At 68.2% G+C, this 19,039-nt stretch carries 19 protein-coding genes; 2 read left to right on the top strand and 17 right to left on the bottom strand.

The annotated features are described in order from the left end of the window. Together mycP and eccD are read right to left on the bottom strand one after the other, a co-directional pair. Entirely contained in the window at window positions 1–1,413 is a 1,413-nt protein-coding gene (gene mycP / locus ACFWUP_RS18035) for a type VII secretion-associated serine protease mycosin (protein WP_379235593.1), read from the bottom strand. Next, the gene (eccD, locus tag ACFWUP_RS18030; RefSeq protein ID WP_379235591.1) at window positions 1,410–2,870 is read right to left on the bottom strand and encodes a type VII secretion integral membrane protein EccD; all 1,461 of its coding nucleotides are present in this window, start codon (window positions 2,868–2,870) and stop codon (window positions 1,410–1,412) included. The genes mycP and eccD overlap by 4 nt, the downstream gene beginning before the upstream one ends. 158 nt (window positions 2,871–3,028) lie before the next feature. Between eccD and eccA the strand changes: the two genes are divergently transcribed. Further along, a complete protein-coding gene (eccA, locus tag ACFWUP_RS18025; RefSeq protein WP_379235589.1) occupies window positions 3,029–4,870 on the top strand; it encodes a type VII secretion AAA-ATPase EccA in 1,842 nt (613 codons plus the stop codon). A gap of 44 nt (window positions 4,871–4,914) precedes the next feature. Here eccA and eccB read toward each other — a convergent pair whose 3' ends face one another. Continuing rightward, entirely contained in the window at window positions 4,915–6,423 is a 1,509-nt protein-coding gene (eccB, locus tag ACFWUP_RS18020; RefSeq protein ID WP_379235587.1) for a type VII secretion protein EccB, read from the bottom strand. 118 nt (window positions 6,424–6,541) lie between these two features. Here eccB and eccE point away from each other — a divergent pair, with 118 nt between their 5' ends. Beyond that, on the top strand, window positions 6,542–8,281 hold the full coding sequence (eccE, locus tag ACFWUP_RS18015; RefSeq protein ID WP_379235585.1) for a type VII secretion protein EccE: 1,740 nt from the start codon (window positions 6,542–6,544) through the stop codon (window positions 8,279–8,281). A gap of 254 nt (window positions 8,282–8,535) precedes the next feature. Here the strand turns inward: eccE and ACFWUP_RS18010 are convergent, their stop codons facing one another. From ACFWUP_RS18010 to ACFWUP_RS17945, 14 genes are all read right to left on the bottom strand, one after another. After that, window positions 8,536–8,829, bottom strand: a complete 294-nt coding sequence (locus tag ACFWUP_RS18010; RefSeq protein ID WP_379235583.1) for a WXG100 family type VII secretion target — start codon at window positions 8,827–8,829, stop codon at window positions 8,536–8,538. A 28-nt stretch (window positions 8,830–8,857) separates the two neighbouring features. Next, on the bottom strand, window positions 8,858–9,187 hold the full coding sequence (locus ACFWUP_RS18005; RefSeq protein ID WP_379235581.1) for a WXG100 family type VII secretion target: 330 nt from the start codon (window positions 9,185–9,187) through the stop codon (window positions 8,858–8,860). A gap of 42 nt (window positions 9,188–9,229) precedes the next feature. Next, entirely contained in the window at window positions 9,230–10,018 is a 789-nt protein-coding gene (locus tag ACFWUP_RS18000) for an ESX secretion-associated protein EspG (RefSeq protein ID WP_379235579.1), read from the bottom strand. Beyond that, complete coding sequence (locus tag ACFWUP_RS17995; protein WP_379235577.1) at window positions 10,015–10,995, bottom strand: PPE domain-containing protein; 981 nt, start codon at window positions 10,993–10,995, stop codon at window positions 10,015–10,017. Before ACFWUP_RS17995 ends, ACFWUP_RS18000 begins: the two co-directional genes overlap by 4 nt. Beyond that, on the bottom strand, window positions 10,995–11,297 hold the full coding sequence (locus ACFWUP_RS17990) for a PE family protein (protein WP_379235575.1): 303 nt from the start codon (window positions 11,295–11,297) through the stop codon (window positions 10,995–10,997). The genes ACFWUP_RS17995 and ACFWUP_RS17990 overlap by 1 nt, the downstream gene beginning before the upstream one ends. A gap of 27 nt (window positions 11,298–11,324) precedes the next feature. Further along, window positions 11,325–12,680, bottom strand: coding sequence for a hypothetical protein (locus tag ACFWUP_RS17985; protein WP_379235573.1), 1,356 nt, complete (start codon window positions 12,678–12,680; stop codon window positions 11,325–11,327). A gap of 2 nt (window positions 12,681–12,682) precedes the next feature. Further along, a complete protein-coding gene (locus tag ACFWUP_RS17980; protein ID WP_379235571.1) occupies window positions 12,683–12,994 on the bottom strand; it encodes a type VII secretion target in 312 nt (103 codons plus the stop codon). A 99-nt stretch (window positions 12,995–13,093) separates the two neighbouring features. Continuing rightward, complete coding sequence (locus ACFWUP_RS17975) at window positions 13,094–13,390, bottom strand: YbaB/EbfC family nucleoid-associated protein (RefSeq protein ID WP_379235569.1); 297 nt, start codon at window positions 13,388–13,390, stop codon at window positions 13,094–13,096. A 25-nt stretch (window positions 13,391–13,415) separates the two neighbouring features. Beyond that, window positions 13,416–13,748 carry a hypothetical protein gene (locus ACFWUP_RS17970; RefSeq protein WP_379235567.1) on the bottom strand — a complete coding sequence of 111 codons (333 nt, stop codon included), beginning with the start codon at window positions 13,746–13,748 and terminating at the stop codon, window positions 13,416–13,418. A gap of 29 nt (window positions 13,749–13,777) precedes the next feature. Then, complete coding sequence (locus ACFWUP_RS17965; protein ID WP_379235565.1) at window positions 13,778–14,560, bottom strand: ESX secretion-associated protein EspG; 783 nt, start codon at window positions 14,558–14,560, stop codon at window positions 13,778–13,780. Beyond that, the gene (locus ACFWUP_RS17960) at window positions 14,557–16,323 is read right to left on the bottom strand and encodes a hypothetical protein (protein ID WP_379235563.1); all 1,767 of its coding nucleotides are present in this window, start codon (window positions 16,321–16,323) and stop codon (window positions 14,557–14,559) included. The genes ACFWUP_RS17965 and ACFWUP_RS17960 overlap by 4 nt, the downstream gene beginning before the upstream one ends. 166 nt (window positions 16,324–16,489) lie before the next feature. Continuing rightward, window positions 16,490–16,966 carry a YbaB/EbfC family nucleoid-associated protein gene (locus ACFWUP_RS17955; RefSeq protein WP_379235561.1) on the bottom strand — a complete coding sequence of 159 codons (477 nt, stop codon included), beginning with the start codon at window positions 16,964–16,966 and terminating at the stop codon, window positions 16,490–16,492. Between the two features lie 97 nt (window positions 16,967–17,063). Beyond that, on the bottom strand, window positions 17,064–18,260 hold the full coding sequence (locus ACFWUP_RS17950; protein ID WP_379235559.1) for a hypothetical protein: 1,197 nt from the start codon (window positions 18,258–18,260) through the stop codon (window positions 17,064–17,066). A gap of 16 nt (window positions 18,261–18,276) precedes the next feature. Further along, a complete protein-coding gene (locus tag ACFWUP_RS17945; protein WP_379235557.1) occupies window positions 18,277–19,026 on the bottom strand; it encodes a hypothetical protein in 750 nt (249 codons plus the stop codon). Window positions 19,027–19,039 lie beyond the last annotated feature (13 nt).

Below are 19,039 nucleotides of genomic sequence, written 5' to 3'. Positions count from 1 at the left end.
CTACTCCTCGAATTCCCGATTGAGATCGACACCGCGCCGACGGAACGGGAACCCGAACGCGGCGCCGATTCCCAAGGCGCCCAACAGAAACAGCGATCCGGCGATCGCGACCTGGCGCGGTCGTTGATCCGGGTCCGGCGCCACATAGGGTTGCGCGATCGGATGACCGACATCGGCGCCCGTGCTCGGCTGCTCGCCGGACAGCGGTGCGGTGAGCGCCGCGAGCGGGTCGATCAGACCGGCGCCGATGGCATCGTCGCGGCCGCGACCCGGTGCGTGCGCGGTGCGGGTGATCCGGTCGATCACCTGCTGGGCGGTCAGTTCCGGAAAGCGTGACCGGATCAGCGCGGCCAGCCCGGCGACATACGGTGCGGCGAAACTGGTTCCGTCGACCGGCTGCACACCCTCCATCGTCTGTACGCCGTCGACAAGGCCGGTGCCGCCGGGCTTGCTGTCCAGCGACACGATGTTGCGGCCGATGGCGGCAGCCCCCACCCACGGCCCGCGCAGTGACAGCGCCGAGGGCTGACCGTCGGCATCGACCGAACCGACCGACAGCACATACGGGGTGAACCACGCCGGGGACGGGACCGTGGTCACCGAACTCCAGCCGGACCCCTCGTTCTGGTTCTCGCACGGCCCGCCCTGCTCCACATTCCCCGCCGCCGCTACGACCACCACATTGCGGTCGTAGGCGTACTTCACGGCCGCGCCGAGCGCACCGTCGGCGGTGTTGGAACCAGCTGCGGTGCAAGCTACTTCGGAGATGTTGATCACGGTGGCGCCCATGTCCACCGCGCGCACGACCGCACCGGCGAGGGTGAGCACACTGCCGTAGCCGTCGCTGCGCAGCGCGCCGTCCTCTTTGACCGCACCGCCCCGGTCCTTGCGGTCGTAGGCGAGGCTGAGCTGGCGGATGGCCAGGATCTCCGCATCGGGGGCGACACCGACGAACGCGTCGTCGGGTGAGGGGCGGGCGGCGATGATGCCTGCCACCAAGGTCCCGTGGCCGTCGCAGTCGACGGTGCCGTCGGAATCGCTCACGTAGTCACCGCCCGCCTGCAGCGCGGGCAGGCGCGGATGCCGGTTGACGCCGGTGTCGATCACAGCCACCTTCTGCCCGGCGCCCCGGCTGAACTGCCAGGCCGAGGGCAGATCGAGGACCTGCTGTGCCATCGGCGGTTCGACCGGGGCGTTGCCGCGCAGTACCGGTTCGGCACACAGTTCGCGCTGTTCGGTCGCCTCGAGCGGCGCCGGTCTACCGCTGAGCGCCAGTGCGGCGTCGAGCGCGCCCTGGTCGATCCGCGGCGGGGCGATGGCACTCGCGGGCATCGGAAATCCGGCGACGGTGCCGAGTACGGTCACCGCGCAGGTCAACCGCAGCAGCGCGCGGCGCATGGCTGCGCCGGTCATATGTTGCGGGCGGTCGAGTACACATCCATCACCCACAGCGCGAGCGGGATCATCGCGATGATCAACAGGTACTCGAAGATCTCGATCATTCGCCGCGTCACCGGGGTCACTTCGACATGGGGCCCGATGACACCGAACCCGACAACACCACCCGCCATCACCAACAGCATTGCCACCGCGACGAATTCGAGCGAATCATGGCCGAGGCCGAGCCCGGTCACGAGCGCGAGCAGGGTGAGCCCGCCCGCGGTGATCAGCGTGGCGGCCTGCACCAGATCGGCGTAGGAGCGACCGCGCAGACACAGCACGATCGCCGCGACCGTGGCCAGCGCGACACCACCGGAGTGGAAGGTGCCGAACGGATCTGCCGCACCGACGGCGCCGATCAGCGCTGCCAGCGCGCAGGCGACGACGAGACCGGTCTGGATCTGATTCGCGACCCTGGCGCGTTCGCCGAGCCCGGCCGCCGACGGCAACGCGATCGCACCAACGGCACCCACGCCCTCGATGGTCGGGCGCTGCTCGTGATCGGCGGGGTCGATCGCCCCGCCCGCGGTCGGCACCGGTGGAATCGGCAGTCGTGCCGTCACCGCGGCCAGCCGGGCCACCGACGACAGCAGGATCACCGCCGCCACGAGCACGCCCGCGAACAGCTTGGCCAGCCCCGGATGCCAGATCAGATAGATCGCGCCGACCACCGCGCCGAACAGGCTGACGGTGATGGCGGCCGCGAACAATCCGGCGCCGAGGCCGGTCACCCGGTACCCGATCACCGCCGCGACCAGCAGCACCACGCTGCCGAGCAACAGACTGCCCGCGCCGAGCGGGCCGGGCACCACCAGTGCGCCACCGCCGAACAACAGCAGCAGCGCGTCCAGCGAAAGCCAGTTCGCGGTAACCGAATCCGTGAATTTCCGCGCGGCGATCCCGGCCGCGGCCGAGGCCGCGATCCCGGTGCCGAGCAGCGCAAGGGCGGGGGCGAGCGGATCGCTTTCGGCGCGCGAGACGATCAGCAGCGCGAGTGCGGCGATGATCGAAACGGTCGCGAGCACCAGCCCGGTCCAGCGGGCCGCCGATCCGGACCAACCGCGGAATTCGCCTGCGGTGAGCCGGGATACGGCATCGATCACATCGTCGAACAGCGCGGGCGACTCCTTGCGGGTCACCGGGCTCAGCACCAGCAACTCACCGTCGTAGACCTCGGCCTCGGTGAGCGTGCGACTTGGCGCGAGGGGGTCCTGCCCGAGCCGCGCCAGCGTCCAGTGCTGGGCACGGACCGGGGCGGAGTCCTCGTCGCCGTCGGGCAGGCGCGGATCCCTCGAACGGATCAACGCCACCAGATCACCGATGAATCCGGCGATCGGCACCGTGGCGGGCAGACCTATGTCGAGCTGCGTATCACCCCCGATCACTGAAACTCGGCATAGTTCGGGCTCATTGCCTAACAACGTCGACACCAGTGATGAACTCTCAGTCGTAGCTGACTACTTCCGTTGCGACCACACGGCAGCGTTACCTAATCTAACGGACAGGGCAAACCGGCGCGATGGAAGTCTTTTCCGCCGGATTGAACACCAGCTGTCCACCAGACGAAGATTTCGGGGTCCGACAACACATGCCAGACATTCGCCAGGCTCAGCGCGCCTTCGACGCGGGCGTCCTTTCGCTCGGTCTGTCCATCGACGGTCAGGAATCCGCGCGTGATCAGGAGTACGCGAAGCTGGCGTTCCAGCGCGCGACGGAATGGGATTCGTCGATGTGCGACGCGTGGCTCGGCCGCGCGGCCGCGGGCGAGGTGACCAAGGAGGTGCTGTTCAATCTGCATCGCACCAGCGGAGATTCGCTCGGTCGCGAGCAGCGCCGGATCGGTCTCGCCCCGCGCGCGATGGCCGGGCGCTTCCTGCCCGGGCTCTACATCGACTACCCGCTGGCCGGGCTCACCGAGATCTGGCTGGCCTGGGCAGCGCAGCTGATCGCCGACACCGACTACGACCAGGCCGAGCAGGTGCTCGACGAACTGGCGAAACTGCGCGAAGGCCGGGTCGACGATCCCGACAAACAGATCGACGACCGGATCAGCGCCTACATCCGCGGCATCCTGCACTACAACACGCAGCGCTGGTCGGATGTGATGACCGTGCTGGCCGGTTCGGAAAGCTGGAAGGACCCCTACCTGGCCACCGGCGCGAATGTGATGGTCGGCACCGCGTGCGCGCAGCTGGGATTGTTCGGCGAGGCGATCCGGCGGATGGAACAGGCTGAGGCAGGCCCGATTCCGTCGGCCAAGTTCACCGCCATGTACAACCGTGGCCTGTGCCTGCGGGAATCGGGTAACGAGGCCGAGGCACAGAAGCTGTTCGAGCAGGTCTACTCGCAGCTGCCCGATTTCGCCGCCAACACCACGGCGATGCGTGACCGCACCTTCCGGATCGTGGTCACCAGCCGCGAGGTGATCGACGCGCGCACCGACAAGTGGGACCCCACCTCCGCGCCGACGCTGGCCTCGATGAACGAGGCCGCCGCCGAGGACCGGGCGAAGACCGTGCTCGCCGAGGCACGCGCACAACTCGACAAGCAGGTCGGGCTCGCCTCGGTGAAGAACCAGGTGGCCAAGCTGCAGTCCTCGGCGCAGCTGGCCAAAATCCGTGCGGGCAAAGGCCTTTCGAGTCAGTCCAGGGGCCAGCACCTGGCTTTCACCGGTCCGCCCGGTACCGGTAAGACCACCATCGCGCGGGTGGTCGCCAAGATCTATTGCGGTGTCGGACTGTTGAAGACCGACAAGGTGGTCGAGGCCAAGCGTGTCGACTTCGTGAGTCAGAACCTCGGCGGCACCGCGATCAAGTCCGAGAAGCTGATCGACAGCGCGATGGACGGCGTGCTGTTCATCGACGAGGCCTACACGCTGATCCAGACCGGACTGTCGGGCGGTGACGCGTTCGGTCGCGAGGCGGTGGACACGTTGCTGGCGCGGATGGAGAACGACCGCGATCGGCTCGTGGTGATCATCGCCGGCTACGACGGCGAGATCGACCGGTTGCTGGCCGCCAACGACGGCTTGGCCTCGCGCTTCGCCAAGCGGCTGCAGTTCCCGTCCTACACCGCCGAAGAGCTCGGGCAGATCGGTGAAATCGTGGCGAGCAGCCGGGATTCGCAGCTGTCGCCTGAGTCGTTGGCCACGCTCATCGAGACCTGCGACTACCTCTACAACCTGGAGAGCACCGATCAGAGCGGGCAACCGCGACGCGGTGTCGACCTCGCGGGCAATGGTCGCTTCATCCGCAACGTGATCGAGTCGGCCGAAGAGGAACGCGAGTTCCGGCTCGCCAATACCGAGGGGCTGGATCTGGCCGAGGTCGACGACGACGTGCTGATGCGCATCGAGGAGTCGGACATGCGCACCGCGCTCGCCGGAATCGTCGCGACCCTCAATATCGGACAGATTCCGACGCTGAGCTGAACCGGGTCAGGGCGCGAAAGTGCGCCCTGACCCGTTCTTTTCGGCTACTTGGTGGCCGATGGCAGCGAATCGTAGCTGGTGAGCGCGTCTTTCGCGGACAGGGTCGGGCCCGGTACGAGTTTGCCGATGATCGACCACGGTGCGAGCTTCGGCTTGGCACCGAGGCCGAGCACCGCGGCGGTCGCGGCGTCGGGAATGCCGTAGCGAATTCCGTTGTCGGCCACGTAGAACAGCGATTCTCGCCGCAAACTACCCGGCTCGACCCCGGTGACCTGTACGTATTCACCGGTTGTCGGCGCCAGGTACACCGCGTCCATGCGGTCACCCGAACCGTCGGCGGTCGCCAGCGTCACCGGTTCGGCCGAATCGGCCAGCGGCAGTTTCGTTCCGGCGAGCAGTGTCACGGTGGCGCGTTCGGTCGGCCCGTCCACCGATTTGCCCTGCGCGGTGGCCTCGCCGGGATCCTTGGCCCAGTACACACAGGCCACGGGTGCGTCCTCGGCGGACAGGATGCGCGGCTTGTGTTCGGGGAAGGCGTCGATCGGCAGGGTGTGCAGTATCGGCATCCGGTCGAGCACATCCGGTGCCAGCTCGGCGATCTCGCGCATGCCCCGCGAATCGGCGTTGCGCAACAGGTCGGCGGTGAACTGCGAGACGCGCTGCACACCGTCGGCCAACACCACGTACATGGTCTCCTCGCCCGCGGCGCCGACGCCTGCCACCGAGATGATGCCGCCGATCGGCACATTCGCCAGTTTGCCCGGGCCGGGTTCGCCCGCGCGGTCGATGGTCGGCACGGCGAGCGGCGGGGCCTGGGTGGTCGCACCGAGCACCGCACTGCCGATCGGGCGGACCTGCTGGCCGGTCAGGCCGAGGGTGCGGGCGAGCACCGAGTTGTTCGGGTCCACCTCGGCTCGTGACCCCTTGTACACGAGGAAGGTCTTGTTGTCGTGCCGCATCAGCATGGCGTCATCGGCACCGACGGCACCGATCCGGTCACCGGTCTCCGGCTTGCCGACGATGGTGGTGGTGAGCCCACCACCAGCGCCGGACGCACTGCCGGAGGCCGAGAGCTTCGTGGTCTCGCACAGCGTCCAATTCGAGCTGGAGCCCTGCTTGGAACCCGGCATGGCCGCCGGGGCGCCGGGTATGCCGAGCAGCGGACCGCGCGGCATCGAACCGAGCTTGTCGTCCTTCACCGATTTCGGTGACTGGGCGTCACCGGCGATGAGCCGCGCCGAGGCCAGATTGAGCACCGGGTGGAGGGTCTTCTCGCCCTCTTTCGCCTCGACGACCACATACATGGCGCCGCTCTGCTTCCCGGTGACGATCAGCGCGTCACCGATCGCACCCTGTGGTTTCAGAAAGCCGAGGATGGCCGCGCCTGCCACGATGATCAGGCCGAGAACCGCGCCGACCATCAGGGACCGGCTCTGCGACCTCATCGGATCGTGCAACATGCGCACGTCACGGCGGACCAGAGCATGGTCGAGCCTGCGTAGCAGAAAGCGATAACCATTGACCTGGGCTTTGGTTGTCAGCTGTGCCGGCACAGGGACTCCATTGCTGAGTTGATCACCATCTCGTCGGACACGGTACCGTAAATCCGGAACTTGTCCTTCACCATGATTCGACGTATGCCAAGCGGGGACAACGGCTTTGAACGAGAGAATGAACGCCGGGCAAACCGGCAGCGCACACGTCTACGACACTCTGCGTGACCCGGAATTCTGGTTGTTCCGGATGTACCCGTTGCGTGCGTGTGTGCCGACGGCGATCCTCGCGGCGATCGTGGCCTGGATCGTGCTGGCGACAACGGATTCGGTGTACGGCGCGATCGGCGGGGCCGCGGCGGTGCTGGTGATCGGACTCGTGCCGATCCGGCGACGGCCACCGGCGGTCCGCATCGGTGACTGGCTGGGACGTCGCCTTCGCGGCCGCGCCGACACCCTCGACCGGGCGCCCGCGTTCGACGTTCCGCTGCCGGAGGGCGGCGGCTGCGGAGTGCGCTGGGACGGCGATCTGCTGCTCACCATGCTGCGGATCGACCCGCCACCGGACACCCTCACCCTGCTCAGGCGCGGCTCGCTCAGTGCCGACCAGTTGCTGCCGCTCACCGAAGTGGCGCGCTGCCTGGAGCAATTCGATGTGGGTCTGGTGAGCATCGACGTCATCTCCACCGGCGCGCGCACCGCGGGCACCGGCGCGGCCGCCCAGCTGTACAACCGGATTCTCGGCCCGCTGCCCGCCATCGCGCACCGCACCTGCTGGCTCGTGCTGCGCCTTGACCCCGTGGCCAACGCGACCGCGGTGGACAAGCGCGGCGGCGGTGCGACCGGTGCGTTGCGCACCATGATCATCGCCACCCGCCGGGTCGCGAATCGGCTGGCTGCCCATGGCATCGACGCCGCGGTGCTCACCGCGACCGAGATGAACAGCGCGGTGCGCGAACTGGCCTACGGCTTCGACCCGCTGCGGCTGACCGAGTCGGCGCACGGCCTCGAGTCCGAGTTCGGCAGGCATCTGACGCACTATCAGCTCACCGCGCCGATGATCGGCACCAACGGACTGGCCGAGATCTGGTCGCTGCCCACGCTCTCGACCACCGTCACCCTGCGCCTGCACCCCGGCGCGGGCCGGATCGGCCGCGCGGGCGACAAGGCGGGGACCGTGGTACTCAATGCGGTCGTCCGCTTCGATTCGACGGAGCCGTACGAGAAGGCGCCGATCGACGGGCTGCGCGAACTCCCCGGCAGCCAGCGCCGAATCCTGCTCGATACCTTGCCCATCGGTGCCGCCGACGACCTCGGCGGCCGTGACGGCTACCGCGGCACCCTCACCGCGCTCACCGACATCGCCGTGCCGACCACCGGCTGCGGCCAGCTGATCGGCGCCGACGAACGCGGCCAGGGCATCGCGGTGCCACTGATCGGCGCCGGCACCCGCCATGTCGATGTGATCGGCAATCTCGACCTGGCCCAGCAGGTGGTCCTGCGGGCCACCGCGCTCGGCGCCCACGCCGTCGTACACACCACACGCCCCCAGGCATGGCACTCGATGGTCGCCAATCTGGCTACCCCCCAGCTGCTTTCGATCGCACCACGAGCGGCAGGCGCCACCCCGCAGGCACCCCCCGGCCCACCGCCGGTCCCCGCCGCCCCGTACCCGACCACAACCGTCCTGGTGTTCGACGGCATCGCCCCCACAACCCACCTCGGCGGCGCGACCTTCGTCGAAGTCCGTGCCACCGAACGCGATCCGGACGCGCTACAGCCCGACGTAACCCTCATCCAGGACCCCCACGCCCCGAACCGGATCACGGTCCGAACCAGCGCGGGCAGTGCAACGGTGTCGATGGTGACCACCCCCGACGAAATGCACTACATCGGCGAATCACTCGCGGCCCGCTGAGTTCAAGCTGAGCACTTAGCGAGAAGGGCGGGGCCCGCCCTGATCTGGACTGAGTGGAGGGTGCGACGAAGGAGTACCCGGAGGGAGGGAAGATCAGGGGCCCGAAGGGCCCCGCCTCGAGCGCGCCAGCGCTCCGATCAACACAGGCGTAAACGGGGCGGGACAATGTGCCGAAGGCACGAGTCCCGCCCCGTTTTTCGGGTGGCCCCAAGGGGGCCGCGCTCGAGCGCGCCAGCGCTCCAGAAGCTCAGCTCCTAGAAATCAGCGAAACCGTCGCCGACCTTGCCGTCGGCTTCGAGGGCGCGGTTGAGCGCGGACTCGACCTGAGCGGCGAGCCTGTCGAGCTTGTCGAGGGTGTCGGTCAGCTCGGTGGTGACGTTCTTGTGGGCGGTGTCGAAGGTCGAGATCGCCTGGTCACCCTGCAGGTTGTTGCGGAAATCCGTAGCGGCGCCTTCGAGTTCGTCGATTTCGCCCTTCATCTTCCCGCCGTAGGTCTGCAGGTCGCTGAACAGTTCGTTCATCGCCGCGGGATCATAAAGAATGGTCATAGCTCGAATCCTGTTCGTGTCGCGATGATCAGAGGTTGGTGAGGTTGGCGCTACCGCCGGTGGAACCACCACCGGACAGGCCTTGGCCGTCCATGTTCACCAGGGTGGACTTACCGGAGCTGACCGCCTCGGTGAGCCGGTCGAACTTCTTGTTCAGTGCATCGGACTCGTCGTGCCAGGCCTGGGCGACCTTCACGAACTCGTCGGAGGCGTCACCCTTCCAGCCGCGGAGCACGGCCTGGGCCGCGTCGTCGATCTGGCCGACCGACGTGCGGAGGTTGTTGATGCTGCCTTCGAGCTTGGAGACGACGCCGTCTACGCCGCCGGCTTCTACACCTACTGGTCCCTGAGGGGGCATGTGCCGAACCTTTCCTACTTGATGGTTGAAACGAGAGATGGCTTAGTCAGGCCGCCACCCCCCACCGGGAAGCCCCTCGAGGAGCGCACCGATTGCCTGGGTGAGGCGGTGATCGGTGCCCGGCGAGATGGTGGACCACAGCTGCCCGTCGGGCGCCGTCATCGGCGCTACGACGATCCGGCCGCGCGCGGTGTCGTACACCGCGACCGCGCCAGGGGCTCGGGTGGTCAGCCCGTCGTGGTGGACGACGGCGACGATCTCGGTGTAGCCATGGCAGGTGCCGAAGGCCGCGCCGAGCACGGTCGCGGAGTGCGCGTCGATTCCGAGCGCATACATCGCATCCACGTACTGGGAAGTTGTGTCGGCCGCGTCGAGACGCGCGGCCAGGTCGTCGGCCGCGACACTCGCCGGGGCTACCTCGGCCGGCGCGCAGGTCGGCAGCGCGGCGAGGAGCAGGCGGGCGAGTTCGCGGTCGGATCCGTCGATGGTGTCGGTGGCGATCTCGAAGGTCTCGCCGGTGCGTACCGCGCTGGCGTGACCGGAACCGCGCCGCGCCAGGCAGATTCGCCGTCGGTCGTCGCCGTAGCCACGCGCGACGAGTTCGGCGTCGGGTTGGGCCAAGGTGTGCAGTGCGCCTGCCAGTTCGGGCTCGACATCGCCGTAGGCGTCGAAGATGCCGGTGGCGGTGAGTTCGGCGACCGCGGTGTCGCGGGCCGCGCGCCAGGCGTCGAAGGTGTCCTGTTGCGGGCCGACGGCGAGCACCAGCGGCAGGGTCTGCACACCGAGCCGGTCGGCGACGGCGAGCAGCGCGTCGTTGGTGAGCGTGGTCATGGCCGTCCCTCCGCGGGGGCGGTGGCGGTGGTCGGCGCAGCGGCGCGCTCGGCGACACCGAGCACCGCGGGCGCGGCCTGGATCTCGCCTTCGGCGACCAACTGGTCGGACTCCTCGTAGGCGAGGCCGGCGCGCGGGAAACGGGATGCCGAATCCTGGCCCCCGCCTTGCGCCATCGCACCGGGGACGAGCGGTGCGGACTGTCCGGCCGGTGTTGTCGTGACCGGCGCCGCCTGTGTCATGGCAGCTGCCGTGGTCGCCGACTGAACGAAAGTCGGTGCACGGTAAGCAGTTTGGATCGGAGCCGGCATCGACGGCAGCATGCCGAGGCCGATCGCGCCGATCCCGGGCATCGCCACGGCACTCGTTGTCGGAGCCGTACTCTGACCCGACTTCTCGCCGGTCAGCGGGGCTTCCGGGGCGATCGACGGCGGCGGTGCGTGCAACCACGGCGTCGCCAGCGGTTCGGTGGCCGCCTCGTAGCTGCGCATCACCCGGGAGGCAACGGCTTTGGCCACATCGGCGTCGGCGTCGGTCTGCGCCGCGATCGCCTTGATCGGCGCACCGAGGGCGGTGCCGACCTGTTCCAGCGCCTGCTGCATCGCCGTGATCGCGGCGAGGTCGGCGGTATTGGGCATGGCAATGGTCGCCACCTCGTAGGCGAGGACCTGGGCCTGCATCCTGGCCGCGTTGGCGGTCGCGGCCGCCGCGGTCTCGAGTAACCACTCGCGCAGCGTCGAGATCCGTTCCCACACGAGCTCGCTGCTCCCGGACTTCCAGGAACCACGCAAGCTCTGCAGCACCTGCTCGTAGTCGAGCACGGCCGCGCCGAAGGCCGCGGCGAGCCGCGTCCAGGCGGCGGCCGCGTCGGCCATCGGCATCGGTCCGGCACCGGTGGTGAGGTCGGTGGCGAGCTTGTCCGGCTCGCGCGCCTCCCACACCACTCCGGTGAAGCCGGGCTGCGGTGGTTCGATCATTATCCGTTGAAGCCGCTGGTGTTGTCGGTTTCCATCTGGTCGAACTCGCTCACCTGCGCGCGCAGGGTGGCGGCGAGTTTGGTCATCTCGTGCGCACCCGCCTCGGCGCCGGTCAGGTAGTCGTCGGCGACACCGTTGGCCGTATTCGCGGCGCGCACCGACACCTCCTCGGTACCGGCCGGTGCGACGTGCAGCGCCGGTGCCACAGCGGTCAGTTCGGTGGTGAGCCGGTCGGCGATGCCGTCAAGCGCCGCCGCGGCTTTGCTCGCCGCGGCCGCATCGAATTCGAAGGTGTTACTCATCTGCCACTCCTGTTTGGTCGTGCCACGTCACAGTGAGAGTTCTTTGTCCGGCGGCGCGTCGGTGCCCACCGGTTCGGCGGCGCCGACGACCGGAGTCGCCACCCCCGCGATCTGGCCGACGACTTCGTCGCCGTGGTTTCCGGTGACCAACTGCGAGTGCACGGCCTCGTTGCCGCCGCCGTCGGCCGCGCGCGCCATCGGCATGCCCGCACCGGCACCGCCCATCGGCAGCATTCCCGGCGACGAGCTGCCCGCCGAGGCCGTGGTCGTGTTCGCGCCGCCGGAGGTCGAGCCGCCCGCGCCGCCCGCCCCGCCGATGGCGCCGACGGTGGACAGACCGCTACCGCGACCGCCCTGCCACGGGCTCAGCGGCGACGATGCCGCGCCCGCGCCGCCGATCGCACCGACCCCACCGATCGCGCCGCCTCCGCCGCCACTCGCGGCCGCCAACTCCTCGGCGGATTCCTCGCTCGTCGCGGAGATCTCGATACCGGTGTTCTTCGAGTCGCCGGTGGTCGACAGCGAACTCACCTGTCCGGCAAGCGAACCGAGCGAGGAGACCGCGGTGCTCGCGGTACTGATCAACGGCGTGATCAGGCTCATCAGCTGACTCAGCGACTCGGTGCCCGACCCGACACCGGACGGCGCGTTGGTCACCTGGACCTTCTCCCCAGCCTGTGCCATCTCGCCGCTGCGCGCCACCATCTCGGCCTTGGTCTCGGCCGTGATCGCCAGACCCTCGGCCATCGCCTCCATGGTCGCCGCGATCAGCACCGCCTGACCACCCGGCGTCATCATGTAGAGCGGTGCCAGCGCCAGGGTGGCCGAGTAGCGGGCGATCACCGCCGCCAGCTTGGCGCCACCGACGGCGACGTTGCCCGCCGCATGGGCGAGCACAGCCTTCTCCTGCGTGCTCTGGGTCGCGAGTTTTGCGCCGTCGGCCTGTGCCGCGGTCGCCTTGGTCGTGGCCTCCGTCGCCGCGGAGCTCTGCCACAACTGCATCACTGTCTGCAGCGCGGTGGAACCGAGCGACATCACCGTTTCGAGCACCGAGGTGATATTCGTCAATGCCTCAGCGGGATTGCTCGACGTGCCGGTGTCCGAGGTCGCGCCGGTGCCACCGAGCGCACCGGTGCCGAACGCCGACGCCAGCTCGGTGAGCGGCTGCATCAGCGCCGTCAGGTCGATCGTCGGCAGCGCGGGCATGTCCGGCAGCCCGATGAACTCGGGCAGCTGCGGCAATTGCGGCAACCCCATCGAGCTGAGCGCCTGACTCACCGGCTGGTCGAGCATCGGCGCCAGCGAACTGCCACGCAGCAACTCGAGCACAGTCGGATCGACCGACGCTGTCGCGCCGGCCTGATCTCCCCCTGAATACGTCATCGCTACTGATCGACCGCCGAGATGCCCAGCTTGGACGCGCCGTCGGCACCCTCATAGGTGGCGGCCGCCTGAGTGGCGGTCAGCGCGGTGCCGGCGTGCACGGCAGCCAGCTGTGCCACCGAGGAGAGGTGGTTGGCCTGCGCGTACGCGAACGACATCAGGAATTCCTGACCGATCAGGCCGAACACCGGCACCGCGGCGGCCATCGTGGCCACCTGGTCGACCGCGCCCGCCTGGGCGACCCCCGCGGCCATCGTGGCCGAGGCACCCGCGTAGGCACGAACTGCATCCGGAACTACCGCGACATGATTCATGGCTATCGTCCAATCTCGAAACAGCCCATGGTGTTTCGTTACTTTATCTACCCGTCAGGTCCTGACACCACACAAATCTGCGGTGAAGATCAGTTGAACTCACGTACCGGTCCGGTTGTACGCCGTCACCAGCTCTGCCCGCTCACCGAAGGCGCGGTGCGCGGCGGCCCGCGCGGTCTGCACCAGCACGTGCTCGAAATCCTCCGGTGACAGCTTGGCGATCGCCGCGCTGAACTCGAGCCCCACCAGCGCACCCGCTCCGTCCACCGTGACGGTCACCGCGCCGTCGGGCGAAACCTCCTCGGCCCGAATACCGTTGGTGGCCTCGGACAAATCCTGCAGCCGATAGAGCTGACCTCGAACCTTCTCGATCAGCTCGTCCATGGTCTCGACCATCGCTTCGCCCTCCCCTCTTCGCTCGCTAGACCGACCGCAGCCAGCTGTCCGGCTCGGTGTCGTATTCCTGCTCCTCGACGATCTCCGCCGCCGCGACATCGGCCTCGGTCGGCAGTCCGGTGGCCGCCAGCAGCGCCGGGTCGAATCCCGCCTCCGCCAACTGATTACGTCGTGCCAGCCCTGCCCGCTTCGCCGACTTCTGACACAACCGCAGAATCTCGGCGGCCAGCTCGGCCGGGTCGCGGCGCAGCTGTTCGCGATCCACCGTGATCCCCACCGGCAGTCCCTGCTCGGTGGTACGCACCACGATCGCGCCGGTCACCGACGACGCGTCGAACTCGGTCGGAAACTCTTCCACGACTGCCCCTTTCGCTCGGCCCGACATCATCACGCCCGATCATCTCTGATGGCTCTGACAACTTCCGCGATCTGACTGTTGATCAGCGAAACCACCCGCCTGCGATCGGCGCCGACGGCCACCGGCGGCGTACCCGGCACCAGCACATAGCGACCGTCATCGGTCAGGTCGCGCCAGCCGAGCCGCAGGCGCACGATGCCGCGCGGACCGAATCGCGACCAGCCCTGCTCGATGTCGATGAAGCCGTCGCGGTCCAGCGGCGCCTGCTGAAAGGTCAACGTCCGCACCGCGGCATCGTCGTCGTAGTGCTGAACCAGCGAGCGGCCGTACGAGTGATCGAACTGGTCGTCGGCCGGTTCGTCGAGCCGGATCTCCTGGCCGCGGCCCGCTTCCGCGTCGGGCAGGTGGCCTGCGACGACGTCACCGAGCGACAGTGCATCGTGGCGGGTGATAACGAATCCCTCTGCGTGGTAAAGGGTTCGGCCCGGTCGCTGGCGTACCAGATAGCCGACATCGCCCTTGCGCGCGGCGAGCATGCGCACCGAGAACGCGGGATCGGTGAGCCGCTCGCCGCCACCGTAACCGCGCACGATCACCCGGATGTCGGGATGGGTGAGCACGTCGATGATCTCGTCGAGTTCGTGCTCCCATCGCTGCTTGATCCGCGCCCATGCTTGCTTGCGTGCGAATTCGGCCGCCTCCGCGTCGCCCGGCGCGGTGGAGTGGATGAACGGGTCGGGCATGTACTCCTCGTCGATACCCGTCCACAGCGCGTCGAACTCATCGCCGGTGAATTCCCAAGTGGGCGTCACTGTTCCACCACCGGCCTGGCGACGATCGGCGCGTCACCGAGCGCTTCGTCCAGGTGCGACGTCGAGTCGAGGTAGTCGGCCCGCTTGTGCTCCTTCTGCTGGCCCTGACCACCGCCTGCACCACCCATCGGCGACATCGGCATACCGCCCATCGGCGAGCCTGCCGCCGACGCCGCGACACCCGCGCGGATGCCCTCCATGCCCGTGGCGGCCGAGGCCCGCGGGAACAGCTTGGACGCGCTGTCCAGGCTCGGCGACAGTGGCGCGGCGCCCGCACCGGCGCCACCGCCGCCCGCACCCGAGCCACCGCCGCCACCGCCACCCTTGCTCGCCGCGCTGAGCGCCTTCTTGGCCTGGTCCTGCAGTGAACCGAGCGCGGCGGAGCTCGGAATACCCGCCAGCGCACTCTGTTCCGCGGCCGAGGTCGCCTGTTCCACGGCCGACTGCGCGGCGGAACTGGCCTGTTCGAGACCGGATTGCAGGGCCGAGGTCAACTGATCGGTCGCGGACGAGCCCGTCGAACCGGTCGACCCCTGCGAACCGTTGCCCGAGCTGCCATTGCCTGTGCTGCCGTTGCCCGACTGGCTACCGGACTGCTGTTGCTGCAGTTCCGCCATGGCCTGTTTGAACGCGGCGGAGGTGTCGCCCGAACCCGATCCGCTCCCCGAACCGGAGCCGCTCCCGCCGCCACTGCCTGAGCCGTTCCCGTTCCCGTTCCCGTTCCCGGTGCCGGTTCCCGTACCGGTGTCAGTACCGGTGCCGGTGCCCGAGGACGGTGCGGTCGGATCGGGCAGGGTGGGGATGTGGCTCGTGGTGCTGTTGAGTCCGGGAACGTAGGTGTTCCACATGACCTGGCGACCGTTCTTGGCGCAGGCCTCCTTGTCGGCCTGCGCCTGCGTGCCGTTGGGGTCGGAGTAGCACCGGGGCAGCATGAGCGCGGTCGCCAAGCCTTTGGCGGTGGCATTGATCCAGCCCACGCTGTAATCGAGTGCGGCAGCGACCTGTTTGGTCTGATCGACCAGCAGTCCGTTGGCCTCGTGGTAGGCCGACATCGCCGACATGGCGCGGGTGGCACCGCCCGGGCTGGTCCAACTCTTCTTGCTCGCTTCGACTTTGGCGTTCAGATCGTCGAAACCTGTTTTCAGCCAACCCGCCAGATCGCCCCAGTACAACGCGGTGTGGGCGAGGTTGCCGGGTACCGTCGACAGCGAGTTCATGATCGCCTGGAGCTCGTTGTAGTTGTAGCCGCCGGGGCTTTCGGCCTTCATGCCCGCCGCGTCGAAGGTCTTGCCGTCGGCGAGGGTCTTCGGCAGGTTGACCGCGGTCGCCACCGCCGGATACTGGACGACCGTGGGCGGCAGGGGCGTCTTGGCCATGCCCGCGCTGCGGCCCTGCTCGATCTTGGTGCGCAGCGCTTCCAGATCCACCTTGCTGCCGTCCTCGGCGCCCTTGTAGTGCCGGGCCGCGTCGAGAAAGGTGTTGGCGACATTGTCGAGAACCGTCTCGTGCTTGCCGAGCACGGTCTTCAACTGGCCTGCCTTGTCCTCGAACTGCTTCGACAGCTGCTTACCCGACTCCAGCGAGGAGAACTCGGGCAGGTTCGAGACCATGTCCACTTGGGATTTCACCGAGTTGACCCAGTAGCGCGCGTTGTTGGCGGCTTCGACCAGGTTCGGCAGCGCCGACGGCTCGAGCATCAGCGATCCGTCCGAGGCTGCCGAACGCAGACCCGCCCACTGATCCTGCGCCGATGGTCCCGTCATGAAGTCGACCCTCCCTGTCCGTACCGGTGTCGCCTGGCGCCCCGCCCGGCACCGCTACCACGCCACCGCCGAATCGCACGCACTTGCTAACGATTCTACGGTCCATCACATGAATTGCGCATGTACAGCAGCGATCTCGCCGGTGGCGATGGTTCGACCATCGCGCTCACCAGCCCGCATCGGTAGCCGGCCGCGACGGATCACGGGATCCGTCCTCTTCATCGGTCGAAAGCCGTTCCCGCTCAGGTGAGTTGGGTGGCTCCAGCGAGGCTTCCACCGGCTGCGGAATGGCGAATCCGTCCATGTCGTCGACCAATTCGGTGATCTTCGGCAGACGGGCACGTTCGCTCTGGATCGGCGCCATCAGCGCCTGTGTCCTGCGGGCCACCTCGACCGAAGCCTGCTGCGCGGCCTCGGTCACGGCCTTGGCGATCTCGGTGTAGGTGAGGTCGTCGATGTCGGGGGTGAACTTCGTCTCGATGACCTTGTAGTCGGCGTTGACCGTCACCGTCACCCGTTTGCGCACGGTGGCGCTGGCGACGATCTTGGCGCGGTCCTGCTGTACCTGCGCGATCGCGCGCATCTGGGTCTGAACAGTCTCGAGGATGTCCGCCATCTGCGCCTTGGCGTGCTCGTTGGCCATTCGGCAATCCCTCCGACTCGCGAGCCGTCGCGCCCAGCCCGTCGGTTAGCGAGCACACCACAGTTGCCACACCCGCGCAACAGGACGACGGCCTATGTCAGGTCGCCAGACCGACGGTGTGGGTGCCGGTCGAACCGGCGAGATTCAGCTGGAACCAGGCGGAGTCGACGTTGTAGACATCCTCGGGAAAGACGCGGGTGAACGCCTCCCTCGCCACGGCCGCGCGTTCGGCGGCCTCGACCAGTCCGGGGACCGCTTCCTTTTGTGCGACACCGGCTTTCACACCCAGCAAGCCGGTCAGCACGTCGACCACGGTCCTGGTGTCCCACATGCCGGGCACGGCGGGCGCCAACGCGTCGGCACCGGCCGACGCACCCCGGTACCAGCGGCCGCCTTCCCACCAGTAGCAGAAGGTCAGCAGGCCGTTCTCGGCGCGGCGGTTGATCACCGGCTCGGCGACCCAGTCGGGGGCACCGAGGTAGAACTCCGGCATCGGCAGGTCTTTGTTGTAGACGGCGTCGAGTTCCGGTGCGTCCCATACCCCGCCGGAGAGCACCGCCCGATCGCCCGGCAGCAGGCACAGGGTGGAGCCGCTGTGTTTGGAGCCCTCGAAGACGTGGAAGGCCGGTGTCACCCGCGGTCCCCACTTGGAGCCGACCGCGACGAACGCGGCGGCGATCAGCGCCCACCGCCGAGCCAGCAGATCGAGCGGCGGGAATTCCACGTCCGGCGCCGATCCGACGGCGGTGCGGCCCGCCGCGGTATCGGCGCGCGCCTGCTCGGCCGCGACCAGCGGAGTGCGGATCTGCCGGTTGCCGTGACCGACATAGGCGGCCAGCCAGATCGGCAGCCGATCGCGCGGATAGATCTCGATGTCGGTGCGGTACACCGTAGGTGGGAAGAGTTGGTCGTCCGGGAACGGGTCGTCGCCGTAGTCGTATTCGACGTTCATCCGGCCCGCGTTGCTCAGCGTGAGCAGGTAGCGCCACCACGGCCCGTCGCCCATCGACGCGGACAGGTGCCGGTGCTCACGCAGCAGATCCAGCAGTTCCGGGCTCGGGAACACCCGGGCGAACCGTTCCTGCTCATCATGGAAAACGACCATCGACACCTCGGCCGCCGCCGTCATCGCAAAGGACGCATCGACCTTGGTCCAACCCGGGGGGCCGAGCGCCGCAACCGTTTTCGCGATGCGATGACTCAGCGCGGCGGCACGATCGGTGATCCCGTCGTCGGCCACCACCCTGGTGAGGGTGAATCCGACATCGGGATCCCCGGCCAGCTCGTCAGCCACTGCGCACTCCTTCTACCTAGTCCCGGTTCTCGCCGTACCGCGCGGTCACGACGCCGGTCTCGTCCCATTCGGTCCGGGTCAGCAGCGCGCCGTCGGCGGCGAAAACGGTTTCCTGCTTGCGAATTCCGGTGGGGAACCATTCACACCAGCGGCCGACCGGGTGCCGATCGGCGTAATCGCGGATATAGCGCGGGGTGCCGTCGAGGAACCAGCCGCGCGAAGGGCCGTCGGGGTAGCCGTCGGTGTAGGAGGCCAGCTCGGTGATCGGGCTGCTCGGCGCCGGGCGGCGGAACTCCTGACCGGTGAACGGCTCGGCGCCGTAGTACATGCGGGCCTGCTCGTCGTCCCAGCGCAATTCGGGATCGTCGGCAGGCACCGCGTCGGCCGTGATGCCCTTGCGGGTGCGTTCGTCCTCGAATTCGATCACCTCGCCCGCCGGGTTCCAGACCGAGTGAGTGAGCAGTGTGCCTTCGATGTCGTAGACGTCCTCGAGGCGGCGGGCACCGTCGGGATACCACTCCTGCCACGTGCCCACGGGCCGGTTGCGGTAGAACTCGCCGTTGTAGCGCATGGTGCCGTCGGGGTACCAGCCCGTCCAGTCGCCCTCGCGGTCGCCGTCGTCGTAGCTCCAGTACTCGCGCCACGAACCGTCGGGGCGGGACTGGATCACCGCACCGCTGTAGGGCTCACCCCGATACGACAACCTGCCGGTCACCGCATCGATCACCACATCCGGATCGCTCAGTTCGATCGGATCGTCACTCACCTTCGACACCTCT

The organism is Nocardia sp. NPDC058658 (assembly GCF_042716665.1).
Taxonomy (GTDB): domain Bacteria; phylum Actinomycetota; class Actinomycetes; order Mycobacteriales; family Mycobacteriaceae; genus Nocardia.
The sequence above is the reverse complement of the archived record's forward strand: the minus strand, read 5'-3'. Positions and strand labels throughout refer to the sequence as shown.